The sequence below is a fragment of the Vibrio sp. CyArs1 genome (genome assembly GCF_022432925.1).
In the GTDB taxonomy this organism is placed as follows: domain Bacteria; phylum Pseudomonadota; class Gammaproteobacteria; order Enterobacterales; family Vibrionaceae; genus Vibrio; species Vibrio mediterranei.
Window position 1 is genome coordinate 407,291 of the sequence record NZ_JAKRBO010000003.1, and the last position, 15,942, is coordinate 423,232.

The following is a 15,942-nucleotide window of genomic DNA, read 5'->3' on the forward strand; positions in this document are numbered from 1 at the left end:
GAGGCTTCCCTTTTGTTTACGAGTTTCTCATAGAGACGTTTTGACCTGCGATTCGGCCGTAAGTGAATATATCAATTAAGGCGTTACCGCCGAGGCGGTTACCAGCGTGAATGCCACCCGTTACTTCACCTGCGGCATATAGCCCAGGAATTGGCGCTCCCTGTTTATTTAACACACGAGCGTCAGTGTCGATCTTGAGACCGCCCATCGTATGGTGTACAGATGGTTTTCTAGGCGTCGCGTAGAAAGGCGCCTGCTCGACCTTAAGACCAAGTGCACCTTTTTGGAACTCTGGGTCACGTCCATTATCAACGTAGGAGTTATACAAGCGAATGGTTTCGCTAAGTTCGGCAGTCGGAACATTGATCTTCTGTGCTAACTCTTCAATTGTGTCAGCTTTAATGATAATACCTTCTTCAATTTCTCGTTCGATAGTCTCGTCGGTTGTGTTTGCCGCTGTTTTACGAATCTCTTTATCCGCAATCATGTAAATCACACCGCCATTATCGAAGAATGAGTTAGACAGCACATCACGGCTTTCACATTCGTTGACAAAGCGCTTGCCCTGTTGATTAACAAAGACAAAGTTTTCTGGTGGAACAATCAAGCCTGTAAGCAATGCACCTGACTTAGGGTCGCCAATTGGCATCAGCTGGATATACTCCATACCGACTAATTCTGCTCCAGCGTTTTCACCAATGGCAATACCATCACCCACAAGCGCTGGAGAGTTAGTTGTCTTGATGTCATCGGCGATTTCGTTCCAGTAGTTATTGTATTTCTGAAGCATTTTAGTGTTGGCACCAAATCCGCCAGATGCCATTACTACACCTTGCTTCGTGGTTAGTTTGTATTTCGTGCCGTTTGAATGAGTGGCATTAATACCCACGACTTGACCGTTCTCAATAATCAGATCGTCTGCACGTGTATCCGTGATAATACGGCCACCTTGAGCGACAATGTGCTTTTGCAGCTTTTCAACAAACTCAACACCTTTAGGGCGATTTGGTTTGTGGGCGCGACGCCATAGCGCACCAACAGCAATGTCGACCATACCACGGTTAAAATCGATGCCTTTCTCTGTTAGCCAGTCGATCGATTCCATCGCTCGGCTAGTCAGTGTATGTACAAGATCGTATTGGCCGTAGGTTGACTCACCATCTAAGTTAGTGCGTTTGCCGCCAAGATAAGTCTGAATCAAATGCAGTTCTGTTGAGTCGAACAGATAGTGGTTACCAGCGTCTACATCTAAGAAATAGTTTGCTAACTGATCTTTCAACATGCGGAAGTCAGCAAGATATTCTGGCGCAATCTCAGACTCTGGTGTGTTAGCAAGTGCTTTTAGATAGTCTGCTTCCCCGGCAAGAGCTGGGAATGCTTTTTGCCATTTTGGCTCTGCGGCGTTAACCCAACCACCAGTGCGAACGGTGTTACCACCGATCGCTGGGAACTTCTCAAGTACTATCACTGATTGATGATTATCTAATGCGGTAAGCGCTGCGCTCAAACCTGCGCCACCACCACCGACTACCACCACATCTACGGTGTCTTCGATGACTTCTGTTGACCACTCAACTGCTTCGCGTGCTTTACAACGTAGTGCCTCTGAATTACCCCCTGCGAGATCCACGGCATTGGACACACCATCAAGAACAGCTTGGCTACTGACAGTAGCGCCGGAGATAACATCGATATTCAGTGTTTGACCATCGAGTATTTGCTGAGGAATACGTTCAAAAGCCGGGTTGGCGATACCGTCTGACTCTTTTGAGGAATCCACGGCGATATCAAGAATTCTATCTTCAGAGAAACTGACCGTGACTGGAAGTTGACCGTTATGGCCATAACCATACGCTGTGTATTCGCCGGGCTCGAACTTAATCTCGACGCTTTGAAGCTCTTTGATACGTTGGTGTTTCAATGCTTCGGCTGCGCTGTCGATGATCATGTAATCCATGATCTCCCACAATGGTGTTGGGATCATTAATGCTTGTTGTTGAGCGATATCAGCAAATTCAGCGCAGACTTCGTCATTGATTGCTTTCTTTGCCCATGTTGGTTCGACAAGGAAACCTTTACCAATACTAACCATGTCATAACCATACTCAAGCGCAGTATCCGCATCTTGACGCTGAGCAATGCCACCGACACCGATAACTGGGACTTTAGCAACATCTTCAGACTTCAACGCATGGAATTTGCGGATAAGCGGTTCTTTGTCTTCTGGATTAACAATAGAGTTTCGAGCGTAGTTACCCATTGAAAAATGGAAGTAATCAATGCCGCTTTGAGCGAGTTTATCAAGAAGGAACATGGTCTCTTCAAAACGGATTCCCGGCTCTTCAATCTCTTCAGGAGAAAAACGGTAGCCAATAATGAACCCAGGCATTTGGTGAGATGTGGCTACCTGTTTCGCCTTCTCTAAAATAGCGAGCGGGAATGTGGTGCGTTTCTCAATATCACCACCCCACTTATCAGTGCGTCGGTTGGAATGTGGAGAGAAGAATTGTTGGATAAGGTAAGTGTTGGCGCCATGGATTTCAACGCCATCAAAGCCGGCAAGAATGGCACGATTAACTGCGTCACCAAAATGGTCGATCATGCCAACAATTTGCTCTTCGGTCATCTCGAGTGGGGTCTCTGCGTTATCGCGCAGAGCGGCAACAGGACTGGCAGAGATCGGTTGGTGGCCGCCATTGAATTCACCATTTGCCATGCGTCCAGCATGATAAATTTGTAAAATAGCCTTCGAACCTTTAGCTTTAATTGCCGTTGCCAATTTTTCGAGGCCAGCAATTTTACTGTCGTGGTTGATACCCAGAGCCCCAGGGAATGCACGGCCGTAATTTTCGACAAATGCGCTTTCCACGATAATAGCCCCTGCATCTCCAGAACGAGAGGCATAGTAATCCACCATTTCTTGAGTCACTCCACCATCAAAAAATGCAGATTGAATGGTCATTGGTGCCATGACAATGCGGTTTTTAAGCGTGGCCTTGGACAGCCCAAGCGTTATCTCTTCGATTAACTTTGTCATTGGTTAATATTCCTTATACTGATTAATTCTTATATGAAAAACTCCTCAAGAGCCGAATGCATTGCTCAAAGTATTTTTCATATAAGAAAAACATCATCAGATGACTTTCCCTCAAAAATACTATGGATAATTTTTATAAGTAAAATGAAAGGTTTGCATTCAATATATGTTTATTGTGCATATGTTTAAGAATTGTTTATGTATTATATGCATTAAATGTATTTGTTACGACAAGCGCTGGCTCTGTTTTTGGTAGGGGCGGATAACTATATAAATCTTTTAATAACAATCGTTTATTTTTATTTATTAGTTAAGCTGACCGAGTCTAACAACGTAATAGCCCTATTTTCACCGCAGTTTGAACGGGTAATGCTTTCAGCTTTGTGACAGAGACAAAGAGCAACTGGTGACATTAATGTAACTTTTTAAGCTTTGGATATTGGTGCTTAGCTGAAAATAAGATTCCACCACCGGGCATCATTCGTAAGACGAGTTAATGGTGTTGAGGGCGGTAGTTAACAGCGAAAGATAGTGACAAGAAACGTCTAATTGCTCAGTGAAGTACGTAACTGAATACGTCTACTGCGGTTGAATAAGGGTAATGGTCAGGATGAATTGAAGATTACCCTTAAAGCGTATTAGTGTGGAAGTTGCTCGCTTTTACTCTTCATCAGCAAATATTGCTCAACGGCGGTGACCGTCTCTGCACGGTTGATGTGTCTTGCTATGAAGTAGGGTGGAATAAAGAAAACGATGAGGTAGAACGATTCGTGGAAGAAGTCAGAGGCGAGAATCGTTTCGTGGTTTACGTATGCAAACAATGCAAGTAGGCAAAGTAAAACGCACAATCCTGCAAGCACAGTGCAGACGATTAATAGTAATCCCAGAAAATCCCTTACAAACATTTTTGAAGCCGTCATGTTTTTCACTCCTGAAATATGAACGTTCCTAAAATACTCCTAATGATGCATATATTTTTGAGCAAGGTCATATTTTGTGCAAATGAAGGGTTTTGACGGGTTAATATATGATTAAAAAGAAGAAAAGCAGGATTGATGTAGGAATTTGGTGACAAAAAAGCCCGCACAAAAGGCGGGCCTGAGCGTTATGGCATTGTTGGATAATCGGTATAACCTTTGTCATTGCCACCAAACAGAGTAGCGCCATCGAGTTCCGCTAGTGGTTTGTCGTGTTGTAAGCGAGAGACCAAGTCTGGGTTAGACACAAACGGGCGACCAAAGGCGACGATATCGGCGTAGTTTTTAGCTAGCACGGCCTCTGCATTTTGCTGAGTGTAACCGCCGGCAACAATGATGCAGTTGTCGAAACGTTTGCGAAGCTCGATACGAAATGCTTCAGGAATTTCAGGCGCGTCATCCCAATCCGCTTCAGATAAATGTAAGTAAGCGATATCACGTTGTTGTAATTCTGTCGCTGCGTCAAGAATGGTCGGTACGATGTCTGGGCAATTCATATCTTTAAAAGTTATAAATGGTGCTAATCGGACGCCGACTTTGTGGGCACCTATCGCGCTGACAACCGCATCCACAACCTCAAGTAAGAAACGAATACGATTCTCGCGTGTACCGCCATACTCATCGGTACGTTTATTGGAGTTGGTGCGAAGGAACTGGTCGATAAGGTAGCCATTGCCACCGTGAATTTCGACACCATCAAACCCGGCCTCTACAGCACGCTTTGCAGCGGTGGCAAAATCGTTAACCACACGCTGAATGTCGTCTTTGGTCATTTCGCGTGGCTCGACACAATCTATCATGTTGCCATTGCCGTTTTCGTCTGCAATCCATACTTGAGTTTCTACTGGTGCTAGAGCAGAGGGGGCCATTGGCTTTTCACCGTTTTGGAACGTCGGGTGGGACACTCGGCCCACATGCCAAAGTTGGCAGAACATTTTTGAGCCTTCACTGTGCACAGCTTGCGTCACTTTGCTCCAGCCAGCCACCTGTTCATCGGTATAAACACCTGGAGTGAAAGAGTAACCTTGAGAGTCATCGGAAATCTGCGTCGCTTCGGAAATGATCAATCCAGCGGTGGCTCTTTGTTGGTAGTAGGTGGCCATCATATCATTAGGAATATTGCCCGGCTGACTAGTGCGTGCTCGAGTCATTGGTGCCATCGCGATACGATTTTGAAGTCCTAGACCTTTAATCTCTGTTTGCTCAAATAACTTGCTCATGTTGAATGTCCTGAGTGGCTGATGTTTATTGTCTGCTCATTGTATTCATTTAATTAAATTTGATAATTGGCTTTATTTTGAATTTAGTATTCATTAATTTCGAATAGTGAAGTCATTAGTCAAATGATAATTACTTGCATTCGCATTTGGTTTGAATTTTAATAGGCAACTATCGTTTTAAAAAGGCTCACCCAATGGAAATTCAACAGTGCTGGTCTCGTTTTGTAAATGCAGAGAAATTACTAAAACAAGGCAGTTGGCCTGAGGCAAAACACTTGTTTTCACAAGTGTTAGATAGCTTACCTTCGCATGTCTATCATGCACTTGAATGTAAACAAACTCGCCCATGTCAGTTCGTTTTCTTGGTGACAGGATTACGAGACGCGTCTATCTATCAATCAAGTATCCTCAATAGTATTGGTGAGCCACAGCAAGCGTTTGAGACACTCAATCGCTGTTATGCATTACTGCAATTTTTGTCACTAGAGCAAACTCAACTTATCAAGATCGTTTATGCGGCGATTGAAGAGAGTACGGATCTTGTGCTCAGCCATATGGAAGCCTTCTGCGCTTCTCAACACAGTGCTGAGTGGACTCAAAAATTCAATGAGCTTAGCCGATCGCATCATAGTATTGCGGTCTTGAATCCACACACCAACCCGACACCAAACTCACATTACTAATTCGAATGAGCAAGGAAGCATTATGTCTCAAGACCCTATTCTAACTGTCCGCGATCTTTCCGTAAGCTTTACCACCAATGACGGTATTGTTGATGCAGTGAAACAAGTCAACTTCGATCTTTTTGCGGGTGAAACATTAGCTATTGTGGGTGAATCAGGAAGCGGTAAATCTGTATCAACCAACGCGCTGATGCAGATTTTGCCTAACAATGCGATTATTCACACGGACTCAAACATCGCATTTAACGGCCACTCGCTACTGAAAATGGATGATAAGGCGATGCAAAAGATTCGTGGTGACCGTATCGGAATGATCTTCCAAGAACCAATGACCTCACTTAACCCTTATATGAAGGTGGGCATTCAAGTCGCTGAAGCATTGATGTGCCATAGAAAGGTGAGTGGTCAACAAGCTAAGAAACGCGTTTTGGAGCTGTTTGATTTGGTGCATTTGCCAGAACCAGAAACGGCTTACTTTAAGTACCCTCACGAGTTTTCTGGTGGCCAGCTGCAACGCATTATGATTTCTATGGCCTTGATTAATGAGCCTGACATTTTGATCGCTGATGAACCAACCACTGCACTCGATGTAACGGTTCAAGCTGAAGTACTTAATCTCATCAAAGAAATCCAAGCCAAGCTTGGAACAGCGATTCTGTTTATTACTCATGACTTGGGTGTGGTCAAACACTTGGCAGACCGAGTGATAGTGATGTGTAAGGGGGATATTGTCGAACAAGGCGAATGCCAAGCGCTGTTTTCATCACCCCAGCACGATTACACCAAGATGCTACTCGATTCTGTACCTAAGGGACAAAAAGAGGAAGTAGAAGAAACCGCCGCTACTTTGCTAGAAGCTGACGATATTCGAGTGAAATTCTTGATTAAATCGAGCTTTATACAACAGCGTAATCAGTATTTTGAAGCGGTTAAAGGGATTTCGTTGCAGCTCAAGCAGGGTGAAACCTTGGGTATTGTAGGGGAGTCAGGGTCGGGTAAATCGACTTTAGGACGTGCACTGATCGGGTTGCTACCATGCACTGGGACTGTGAAGTTCAAAGGTCAAGACGTGGACAAACTGACGGCTAAAGCTCGATTTGCCCTTAAAAAAGACATTCAAATGGTGTTTCAAGATCCCTATGGGTCGCTCTCGCCACGAATGACCGTAGGCGACATCATTACAGAAGGTCTTACGGTTCATCATCCCAATTTGTCAAAAGCCGAACGCATGCAGCGTGCACGGACTGCCTTAGAAGAAGTTAGGCTTGACCCTCACAGTATCAACCGTTATCCCCACGAGTTTTCAGGCGGGCAGCGACAACGTATTGCTATTGCCCGAGCACTCATTCTTGAGCCATCATTTATCTTGCTTGATGAACCTACTTCTGCATTGGATCGCTCGGTACAGCTTACCGTTATAGACCTTCTTAAAGACATTCAGAAGAAACATAACATCGGTTTCTTGTTCATCAGCCATGATTTGAGCGTGGTTAAAGCGCTATCTGACCGCGTTCTGGTAATGCAAAAGGGTGAGATTATGGAGCAAGGCACCACTGATGAAATCTTCTATCATCCAAAGAGCGACTATACCCAGAAGTTGATTGATGCGTCGTTCGATTTAGACCCTGAAGAGGCATAGTCACCCTGTCCATTGGTAGGTAAGTGTTGGTTTACCTATCATTACTGTTCTAGCTTGTTATCAAATTGGAGTTCATTTTATCGGTTGCTCTCTCTTTAATGATATTGAGAGTCATTTACTATTATTAAATAGACAAATGAGAACCTGAAAGATATCCCTCTCCATCAGGTTGCCTCAATTAAGGAAACATCACTATGACTGAACAAATTTCTCAATGGTTAGCACGCGATCCTGATCCAATCACTAAACACGAATTGCAGCAGCTGGTGGACTCGAACGATGAACGAGAGTTGAAAGATCGATTCAGCTCTCGCCTTGCATTCGGTACCGCTGGCTTACGCGGTAAAGTGGGGGCTGGACCAAATCGTATGAATCGTTTAGTCATTCAAGAAACTGCGACTGGGTTAGGTCATTATCTTCTCGAACAAGTTAGCGAGGCTTCATCGCGAGGTGTAGTGATCGGTTATGATGGCCGCCCTGACTCCAAGCAGTTTGCGCACGATACCGCGTCCGTTCTAACAGCGCTCGGTATCAAGGTGTATCTGACCTATAAAGTTGCAGCAACGCCTATCGTTGCCTTTGGTGTTCGTGAATTGAATGCAGCAGCAGCCGTTGTAGTGACGGCGAGTCATAATCCACCAGAATACAATGGATTTAAAGTCTATTGGGAAAACGGGGCGCAGATTATTCCTCCACATGACTCTGGTATTGCGGCACAGATTGACGATGCTGCGACTCAACCTCTAACGTTGTTACCCTTAGACCAAGCGAAACAACAGGGGTTATTGATTTGGTTAGAAGAGGATTACTATCAAACCTATCGTAAGGCCATAAACCAAAGTGAACTTCTAACACCGGATAGCAATACGGATATTTCCATTGTTTATACTGCGATGCATGGTGTCGGTGCTGACATGGCAGAAACACTGTTAGCAGACGCAGGCTTTAACCAAGTGGCGAGTGTAACTGAGCAGCGAGAACCGGACGGTACGTTCCCAACCGTTAACTTCCCAAATCCAGAAGAAGCTGGAGCAATGGATATGGTGATGGCGCTCGGCAAGTCTGTAGGTGCAGATATTGCCTGTGCCAACGATCCAGATGCTGATCGTTTTGCAGTTGCAGTTAAACGTCCTGATGGTGAGTACCAAATGCTGACGGGAGATCAAGTAGGGTCACTATTTGGCGATTACTTGTTGTCGGGTCAACCTAATGCGCTGGTGGGGAATACCATAGTTTCGTCGCGCCTACTAAGAAGTATTGCCAAGGCGCATGGTGCTGAGTATTACCAAACATTGACGGGATTTAAATGGCTAACCAACGTCGCAATGATTCAAGAGAGCGTGGACCATCCCTTCCTGTTCGCTTATGAAGAGGCATTAGGGTATACGGTTGGCAATAAAGTGTGGGATAAAGATGGACTCTCTGCACTTGTGGCGTTTTCACAGTTAACCGGTAAGCTCAAAGCGCAAGAAAAAACGCTGTGGGATAAGCTTGAAGAGCTTTATCGTCAACATGGCTTCTACTTTAATGCCCAGCGCAGTATTGCGTTAGATCCTAAGTCGCCACCTATTGGTGAGAAGCTTCGTCGCAACCCACCGACAGAGATTGCAGGCAAGCGCATTGAAGTGATTGAAGACCTAAATACATCCGTTCGACAATTCGCCGACGGAACGACAGAAACCATCGATTTACCCGCAAGTGATGTGCTGATTTATTTGCTTGAGGATCAATCGCGAGTCATTGTGCGTCCATCTGGCACTGAGCCTAAGCTTAAATGCTATTATGAGGTCATCAGCGATTTTCCACCAGAGATGGACTACGCTCAAGCGAATCAATCGGCTGAAGCCAAAATGTTAGCATTAATTGAAGCGCATCAACGGAGTCTATAACTCAGAAAAAATGCAGTAGAAGAGAGCGGCATGTCAGCCGCTCTTTTGTGTTTTTGACCTATCTAAACCTAGTCTTTTTTATATTTCTATTGATATGTTATAACATGTCAATTATTCCTGACTTACCTTTACACACTTAGTAGGCAATCGGCCCTAGTTTAGGAATGTTATTAATTTTAATTGGAGGTATTAGATAAATGGATAAACTCAAGCAGGTCCTGATTGTGGCTGGGACCCATGGCAATGAACTTTCTGGGATTTATCTACATAAGTTAATTAAAGAAGGTCTTTATGCCGTTGATCGCTCGACGTTTTCTGCCTCTTCCATCATTGCTAACCCTGAGGCTCAAAAACAGAACATTAGATATATTGATTCTGACTTAAATCGTGAATTCTCCGCATCTAATAAGGTTGAGAGTTCGAATTCGCACGAATCGAAAGTCGCCAATCAGTTTATTGAACATCACGCAAACACAAGTGATCAACTGATCATTGATCTGCATAACACCACAAGTAATATGGGGGCGACCTTGATTCTACTTGCGGATAGCCCGTTTTATCGAATGATGGGCGCGTATGTGAAGCAACGTCTACCTAAGGCAAATATCTTATTTGAAAGCAGGAAATCTTGGAGTGATCAGCCCTATCTTTGCACTGCTAGTGAATATGGCGTCATGATAGAGGTCGGGAGTCAAGCTCATAGCTCGCTAAAATACAGTACGTTAGAGCTTATGAAAGCGATGTGTTCTGTGGTTTTGGATTACATAGAAAAGCACAACCTGAAGCAACTTGGTGAGCTGAATGATTATGACGCTTTTTACTATACCGAAGAGGTCAAAGCACCAGTCGGAAACGACGGTATGCGTGAAGCGGTCGTACATCCCACTTTATGTGGGCGAGATTTTGAAGTTCTAAGGAAGGGAGAGCCTTTGTTGGCCACTCTCAGTGGTCACGATGTTTATTGGGAGAGCGACAATGAGGTGTACCCGCACTTTATAAATGAGAGCGCCTACAGTGACTCGAATATCGTGATGGCTTTGGCTGAGAAACACAAGGTTTCAGTTCGATAGGACGAGCTTCTACTTAATATAGCGACTATTGTAATGACCATAAACCCGCTGAGATATGTTCTGGATAGGCAATACAGGTGGCATACCATAGTAAACAAGCTCTAAATAGTTTCTATTTAGAGCTTTCTAGATCAGCTCGACAAGACAGGGGACATTCCGTAATCCTGCCCGCCCATGAAAAGTAAGCCAATGATCATCAGTATAACGCCACCAACAAGCTTGAGATAACTGCCAGTTAGCTTCCAGTTAACGGAGTGCTCACTGTTTGCCACCACTAGATACCGCTTAAGTATATGTTTGCCGGACAGAGTCATTAGTGCAATCAGTGACGTTGTTAAAGCCGTTCCTAGTCCCATCAGAATCGCACTGATTACCCCCATCCAATATAGACCAACAACGTTTGCGAAAAGCAGGACCATAATGGCGCCACTGCAGGGTCTAACACCTATGGATGCAACAATGCCTAAGTATTCTTTCCATGTTGAAGCTTCGTTGATCATCTGTGCACTAACAACATGCTGATGCCCACACCCGCAGTTATCGCCATGGGAATGGTGATGTTGAATACCTGTTGCTTTGGCCACTATAGGTGAGGGCTTGATAGCGTAGGTGGCAGGATTTACCTCAAGCTTTGTTTTCTGTTTCGTGTTTAGAGAAGAGAGTGGAGCTAGACTACGGATCTTGAGGTTGTGAGAACGCAAGAGCTTAAAAATCTGCGCTGCGGCCTTCCAGCAAATAATGCCTCCCAATAAAGCAACGAGCGCAAAGCTAATTGAAACAAAAATCATGGCATCACGGTTGACGGCCTGCATTGAGGCATTGAAACCCCAAATGAGGACGCTCACGAGTACAATAGCAACGAGTGCCTGACACAACGCAGAAATAACGGTTAAAACTAAGCTAGTTTTAACTTTGGTTGGGTGGGTCGCCAGATAAGTGGTCACGATGACTTTACCGTGACCTGGACCAATGGAATGGAGCATTCCATAAAGAAAACTGGCGCCAATCAAGTAGCCACCAGCGATCAAAGGTTGTGTTTGAGCATCGTATAGCAAATCGGCAAGTTGTGCGTTCACCTCACGCTGCCATTGAATGCTCATCACGACCAGTGACGGCCATGCTTGCCATAACAGATATAAGCTTACAACCAGTAGTATAGAGACGACTATCGCTACAAAGATACGTCGATAATGTAAGTGTGCTTCTTTGGTGTGGTTGAGTGTTACATTGTTCTTGTTTTGCTTCATAACGTTTGATTCAATTTGCTTTGAGTTTGTCATTGCGAGTCGGAAACATTGGCACAATGGATACTTGCAGTTTGTGTAAAGAGGTGACCCAATGTGTTATCCGGATCCGCGTCAGCAGGGAGAGACATGGCATAACTCATTTGCTCTGGAGTCGGGTTTGGCTCAATGATGTTGACCTGACATTGGCGGGCTAGCTCTGGTGACAGGACGACATCATTAGTGGATCGCCAAGCCATATCAACATAATAACTCGGCTCATATATTAATAGCTTTAATGAATCGCGAGTAACAGGCAGCGGTTTGGTAAAGGGAATCTCAAAGCTGAGCACCAATTTTGCTTTATCACGGGTCATCTTTGCATTGCGTGCTAGTCCGTACTTTACTGTTTTCTCACCATCGTAAAAGTGAGTAAAGTAATGTTCATCTTTCATATTGTTGAGGACTGACATCGACAAATTATGCAACGTTTCCTGCTCTTTATCGGGAGAAACATCTTCTCCATCAAGCATATAGATAGAGGTTATTGCGTCGAAAGACCACTCCATACTTAAGCTTGTGATGATACCGTCTTGGCCATTGATATGTGTTTTCATTTCAATCCAAGAATGAGGATGAGCCGCAGCAGCGTTAACGAATAACGCTGCGACTAAACCTACCAATAAATACTTGCTCTTTTGGCGGGCTCTATTTTTTAGTTCATAAATCGTCAAAGATGATTACTCCTGCAAACAGCTTAAGAGCTGTTCTTCAAACGTATCATCAATAGTATCTGAAATTAGTTCGATTCGGCTTTCAAAATAATCGTCGAGGACGACTTCTGTTAAACCATCTGACGTTAAGTTGTAACCGAATATTCCATCTTCGGTAATAAATACTGCTTTCATGCGCTCAACGTCTAATTCAACCAATAATAAAATGAGTTTCTGTCGGTTAAATACTTTATCGGGACTAAAACGCCACCCCACGCTTTGAAAGCCTTCCCCCTCATTTTCTGCTTTAAGAAAACCACTCTCTGGGAGGTCTTGCTCAGACACTAGCGGCTTGCTTTGGGAATGATGATGGTGGTGATGAGGTGGGTGTTGATGAATGCTTGTCTCCCCTTCAAACTCCGATAGGGGGATGGCACCGTGTTCGGCAAAGACCACCTTTGTATTTGGTCGGCCTATTTTCGCTACGTAGGTTGTCAATTTTTCAGAATCGCCTTGCTGGTAGAGATCGAACTTGTTACCCACGATAGTGTCAGCTATCGATATTTGCTGGTTGAAAGTGTCATGTTGAGTATAGCGAGAGTCGGACAACCGACGAGCATCGACAAGCGTGACTGTTTTTTGTAATGAAAGCACTTGGCGATAGTGTTCGGTTGAAAGGACTTCTAACACCTCTTTAGGGTGACCAAGTCCAGTAGGTTCTATCAAAAGACGATCGGGTCTTGCTTCCGACAATAACTGGTTTAATGCAATTTGCATGGGTAACCCGGCTGCGCAGCACATACATCCCCCCGGGACTTCACGAATGAAGACTTGCTGTTTATCTTTGTGTTGTCCTTGTACCAGACTACCGTCGATACCAATTTCTCCGAACTCGTTAACTAATATAGCCCAACGCTCATTTTCGGGCTTATCCTTCATCAGACTAAGAATTGCCGATGTTTTTCCAACACCGAGAAAACCAGTAATGATGTTAGTTGGAACGCCAGTTATAGGCTGATTGTCAGAGTTCATTAGCGATTCTCCTATAGCCTTGAACAAGCGTATGGTTAGCTGAAACCACCGACTCGGAAAAGGCTGAATATTCAGGTGGTACTTTAGAAATGCTGTTTAAATCAAAATCTGCACCAATATTGGTCATAGGTGGGACATGAAAGTGTTGAGGGAGGTCAAGCCCATCAATCACACAGTTATGACGTACCACGCATCCTTCCCCTATGACAGCATTAAACACAACGGAATTAAAGCCGATAAATACATCATTGCCGACCTCACACGGTCCGTGAACAATAGAGCGGTGCGCAATTGAGGTTCGCTCACCGATGATTACCGAAGCTCCAGCTTTGGAATGAATAACGACACCGTCTTGAATATTGGTGTCTCTTCTGATGACTATCGCTTCCATATCGCCCTGTTCGTTGGTTTCATCAGCACGGATAACGGCATAAGGACCAATAAAAACATTGTCTTCGATAATAACTTTGCCACAGATAATTGCAGTGGGGTCGATGAAAGCCGTTTCAGAGACTTGCGGCATATGACCATTGGGATTTCTTCTTAGCATAGTGTTCTTTGTTCAATAGTGAGTGAAAATTGCGCTGTATCGCATGATTAAAAGTCGTCTGAGCTATTTATTGAACACCAATCTCATTGCTCCCACGGGCTGCTCAACCACTTTTTGATTGGCGTAGACGAGATTGCCATTTACCCAAGTCTTGTTGATTTGCGCAGAGAAAGAGTGTCCATTAAATGGCGACCAACCACAGTGGTACAGGCTATTGTCGTTAGTAACGAGGGTCGTCGTATCTGGGTCGATGAGAACCAAATCGGCATAGTAACCTTCGCGAACGAATCCGCGCTGCTGAACACCATAACGGACCGCTGGGTTATGGGCCGTTTTCTCAACCAGTTGCGTCATAGTCATATGACCCTGATGCACTTGATCGAGTAAGCTGAGTAGGGCGTGCTGAACCAAAGGCAGTCCAGCTGGGGCTTCCTCGTACGGTACATGTTTTTCTGCCCAAGTGTGCGGTGCATGATCGGTAGCGATAATATCGATTTTTCCTGTATTCAGAGCTTGAAGCAGGGCATCACGGTCATTTGGGTATTTGATAGCAGGATTACATTTAATTTGATTACCAAGGCGCTCATAGTCTTTGTTGCTAAACCAAAGGTGATGAACACACGCTTCGGCGGTGATATGTTTTTTATTAATTGAACCAGACTCAAACAAAGACAGTTCTTTTGCGGTAGTGATATGCAGGACGTGCAACTGACTTTGATACTTCTTTGCCAGTTCGACGGCGTAGGATGAGGAAGCAAAACACGCTTCTTCATCGCGGAGTATAGGGTGATCGTCGATGGTCAATGGTGACTTGTCTTGTGCTAATTTCTGTAGGTTTTGCTTTATTACAGCACCGCTCTCACAGTGAGTGACGATGAGCACTGGTGAGTCGCGAAAAATAGCCTCTAATGCGGCTGGATCTTCAACTAATAGATTGCCAGTTGAAGCACCCATAAAGACCTTCACGCCACAATGTTTTTGAGGATCAAGCCGCTTTATCTGCTCAAGATTGTCTTCGGTGGCACCCAAGTAAAATGAGTAGTTGGCGAAAGAGGTTTGCTCTGCAATGCTAAATTTGTGCTCTAATGCTTCAATGGTTGTTGTGGCTGGATTGACATTTGGCATCTCCATATAGCTGGTGATGCCACCCGCTACGGCCGCTCGGGATTCACTTGCAATAGTCCCTTTATGGGTAAGACCTGGTTCGCGAAAGTGGACTTGATCATCAATCATCCCTGGAATGATGTAGCCACCTTGGGCATCGACAATGGTGTCACCTGGTTTACTGCTAATGTTGGATGCAATCATCTCGATTCGCTGACCAACAATTCTAATATCCGTCTCAATGATGCTTCCTTCATTGACTAAGCGAGCGTTCTTGATAAGCGTGGCAGACATGGGAATTAGGGACTCCTTTGGGTGAAATAGGCTATTAAATGGTGGTGATTAGTCGTTTCTCGCACATTCGTCGCACACGCCGCTGATCTCAAATTGTGGACTTAGCACGGTAAAGCCTTCCTTTTTGGCGTGTGACTGGAGGCCGGATACCACATTAGGATCAATGATTTGTTCACTGATCTTGTTGCATTGAGAACAGATAAGGAACTGAGGAACGCCGTGCTCATGTTCGCAAAGAATGTGAGAGCAAAAGATGTATTTGTTAGAAACATTGAGCTTATGAGCAAAGTGCTCGCTCTCAAGAAACTCCAAAATACGATAGACCGACATGGCTTGAATATTCTGGTCAAAATGTGTCTTACAATAATCAACTAAGTCATAGGCGGATAACGCTTTATCAGCATGGACTAGTGCTTTTAGGACCAATTTACGTTTAGATGTCAGTTGTTTACCGCGAATCTTACAGCGCTTTTCGGCATGCTCAATAATGTCGTTAATGTCACCCATAATC

13 protein-coding genes are annotated in these 15,942 nt (G+C 44.5%); 4 read left to right on the plus strand and 9 right to left on the minus strand.

Annotation, left to right across the window (positions count from 1 at the left end):
* Positions 1-16: 16 nt before the first annotated feature.
* From MMA19_RS12395 to MMA19_RS12405, 3 genes are all read right to left on the minus strand, one after another.
* Positions 17-3,037 (minus strand): flavocytochrome c, encoded by a 3,021-nt coding sequence (locus MMA19_RS12395; RefSeq protein WP_240206345.1) that lies wholly within the window; start codon positions 3,035-3,037, stop codon positions 17-19.
* A 638-nt stretch (positions 3,038-3,675) separates the two neighbouring features.
* The gene (locus MMA19_RS12400; RefSeq protein WP_006069251.1) at positions 3,676-3,957 is read right to left on the minus strand and encodes a hypothetical protein; all 282 of its coding nucleotides are present in this window, start codon (positions 3,955-3,957) and stop codon (positions 3,676-3,678) included.
* A gap of 185 nt (positions 3,958-4,142) precedes the next feature.
* Positions 4,143-5,234, minus strand: a complete 1,092-nt coding sequence (locus tag MMA19_RS12405) for an alkene reductase (RefSeq protein WP_171388848.1) — start codon at positions 5,232-5,234, stop codon at positions 4,143-4,145.
* Between the two features lie 194 nt (positions 5,235-5,428).
* On the opposite strand from MMA19_RS12405, the gene MMA19_RS12410 reads away from it, so the two are divergent.
* The 4 genes from MMA19_RS12410 to MMA19_RS12425 all read left to right on the plus strand — a co-directional run bounded on the left by MMA19_RS12410 (position 5,429) and on the right by MMA19_RS12425 (position 10,515).
* Complete coding sequence (locus MMA19_RS12410) at positions 5,429-5,917, plus strand: hypothetical protein (RefSeq protein ID WP_038226232.1); 489 nt, start codon at positions 5,429-5,431, stop codon at positions 5,915-5,917.
* A gap of 22 nt (positions 5,918-5,939) precedes the next feature.
* Positions 5,940-7,556 carry an ABC transporter ATP-binding protein gene (locus tag MMA19_RS12415; protein WP_240206346.1) on the plus strand — a complete coding sequence of 539 codons (1,617 nt, stop codon included), beginning with the start codon at positions 5,940-5,942 and terminating at the stop codon, positions 7,554-7,556.
* Between the two features lie 194 nt (positions 7,557-7,750).
* On the plus strand, positions 7,751-9,445 hold the full coding sequence (locus MMA19_RS12420) for a phospho-sugar mutase (protein ID WP_240206347.1): 1,695 nt from the start codon (positions 7,751-7,753) through the stop codon (positions 9,443-9,445).
* 197 nt (positions 9,446-9,642) lie between these two features.
* Complete coding sequence (locus MMA19_RS12425; RefSeq protein ID WP_240206348.1) at positions 9,643-10,515, plus strand: aspartoacylase; 873 nt, start codon at positions 9,643-9,645, stop codon at positions 10,513-10,515.
* A gap of 131 nt (positions 10,516-10,646) precedes the next feature.
* Here the strand turns inward: MMA19_RS12425 and MMA19_RS12430 are convergent, their stop codons facing one another.
* The 6 genes from MMA19_RS12430 to MMA19_RS12455 form a co-directional block, all read right to left on the minus strand.
* Positions 10,647-11,795, minus strand: coding sequence for a nickel/cobalt transporter (locus MMA19_RS12430; protein ID WP_236110066.1), 1,149 nt, complete (start codon positions 11,793-11,795; stop codon positions 10,647-10,649).
* The gene (locus MMA19_RS12435; protein WP_107306067.1) at positions 11,792-12,421 is read right to left on the minus strand and encodes a DUF1007 family protein; all 630 of its coding nucleotides are present in this window, start codon (positions 12,419-12,421) and stop codon (positions 11,792-11,794) included. Before MMA19_RS12435 ends, MMA19_RS12430 begins: the two co-directional genes overlap by 4 nt.
* Before the next feature lie 57 nt (positions 12,422-12,478).
* Positions 12,479-13,483: a GTP-binding protein gene (locus MMA19_RS12440; protein WP_240206349.1), complete on the minus strand. Its 1,005-nt coding sequence runs from the start codon at positions 13,481-13,483 to the stop codon at positions 12,479-12,481.
* Positions 13,473-14,033, minus strand: coding sequence for a carbonate dehydratase (locus tag MMA19_RS12445; RefSeq protein WP_240206350.1), 561 nt, complete (start codon positions 14,031-14,033; stop codon positions 13,473-13,475). Before MMA19_RS12445 ends, MMA19_RS12440 begins: the two co-directional genes overlap by 11 nt.
* A gap of 63 nt (positions 14,034-14,096) precedes the next feature.
* On the minus strand, positions 14,097-15,431 hold the full coding sequence (locus MMA19_RS12450; RefSeq protein WP_240206351.1) for a dihydroorotase: 1,335 nt from the start codon (positions 15,429-15,431) through the stop codon (positions 14,097-14,099).
* 48 nt (positions 15,432-15,479) lie between these two features.
* Entirely contained in the window at positions 15,480-15,938 is a 459-nt protein-coding gene (locus tag MMA19_RS12455) for a transcriptional repressor (protein WP_031493159.1), read from the minus strand.
* Positions 15,939-15,942: the final 4 nt, after the last annotated feature.

Bases quoted from the DNA above. Each gene is read 5' to 3' on its own strand.
- MMA19_RS12395 (WP_240206345.1), bottom strand. From the start codon at position 3,037: ATGACAAAGTTAATCGAAGAGATAACGCTTGGGCTGTCCAAGGCCACG.
- MMA19_RS12455 (WP_031493159.1), bottom strand. From the start codon at position 15,938: ATGGGTGACATTAACGACATTATTGAGCATGCCGAAAAGCGCTGTAAG.
- MMA19_RS12410 (WP_038226232.1), top strand. From the start codon at position 5,429: ATGGAAATTCAACAGTGCTGGTCTCGTTTTGTAAATGCAGAGAAATTA.
- MMA19_RS12450 (WP_240206351.1), bottom strand. From the start codon at position 15,431: ATGTCTGCCACGCTTATCAAGAACGCTCGCTTAGTCAATGAAGGAAGC.
- MMA19_RS12415 (WP_240206346.1), top strand. From the start codon at position 5,940: ATGTCTCAAGACCCTATTCTAACTGTCCGCGATCTTTCCGTAAGCTTT.
- MMA19_RS12445 (WP_240206350.1), bottom strand. From the start codon at position 14,033: ATGCTAAGAAGAAATCCCAATGGTCATATGCCGCAAGTCTCTGAAACG.
- MMA19_RS12425 (WP_240206348.1), top strand. From the start codon at position 9,643: ATGGATAAACTCAAGCAGGTCCTGATTGTGGCTGGGACCCATGGCAAT.
- MMA19_RS12440 (WP_240206349.1), bottom strand. From the start codon at position 13,483: ATGAACTCTGACAATCAGCCTATAACTGGCGTTCCAACTAACATCATT.
- MMA19_RS12405 (WP_171388848.1), bottom strand. From the start codon at position 5,234: ATGAGCAAGTTATTTGAGCAAACAGAGATTAAAGGTCTAGGACTTCAA.
- MMA19_RS12420 (WP_240206347.1), top strand. From the start codon at position 7,751: ATGACTGAACAAATTTCTCAATGGTTAGCACGCGATCCTGATCCAATC.
- MMA19_RS12400 (WP_006069251.1), bottom strand. From the start codon at position 3,957: ATGACGGCTTCAAAAATGTTTGTAAGGGATTTTCTGGGATTACTATTA.
- MMA19_RS12430 (WP_236110066.1), bottom strand. From the start codon at position 11,795: ATGACAAACTCAAAGCAAATTGAATCAAACGTTATGAAGCAAAACAAG.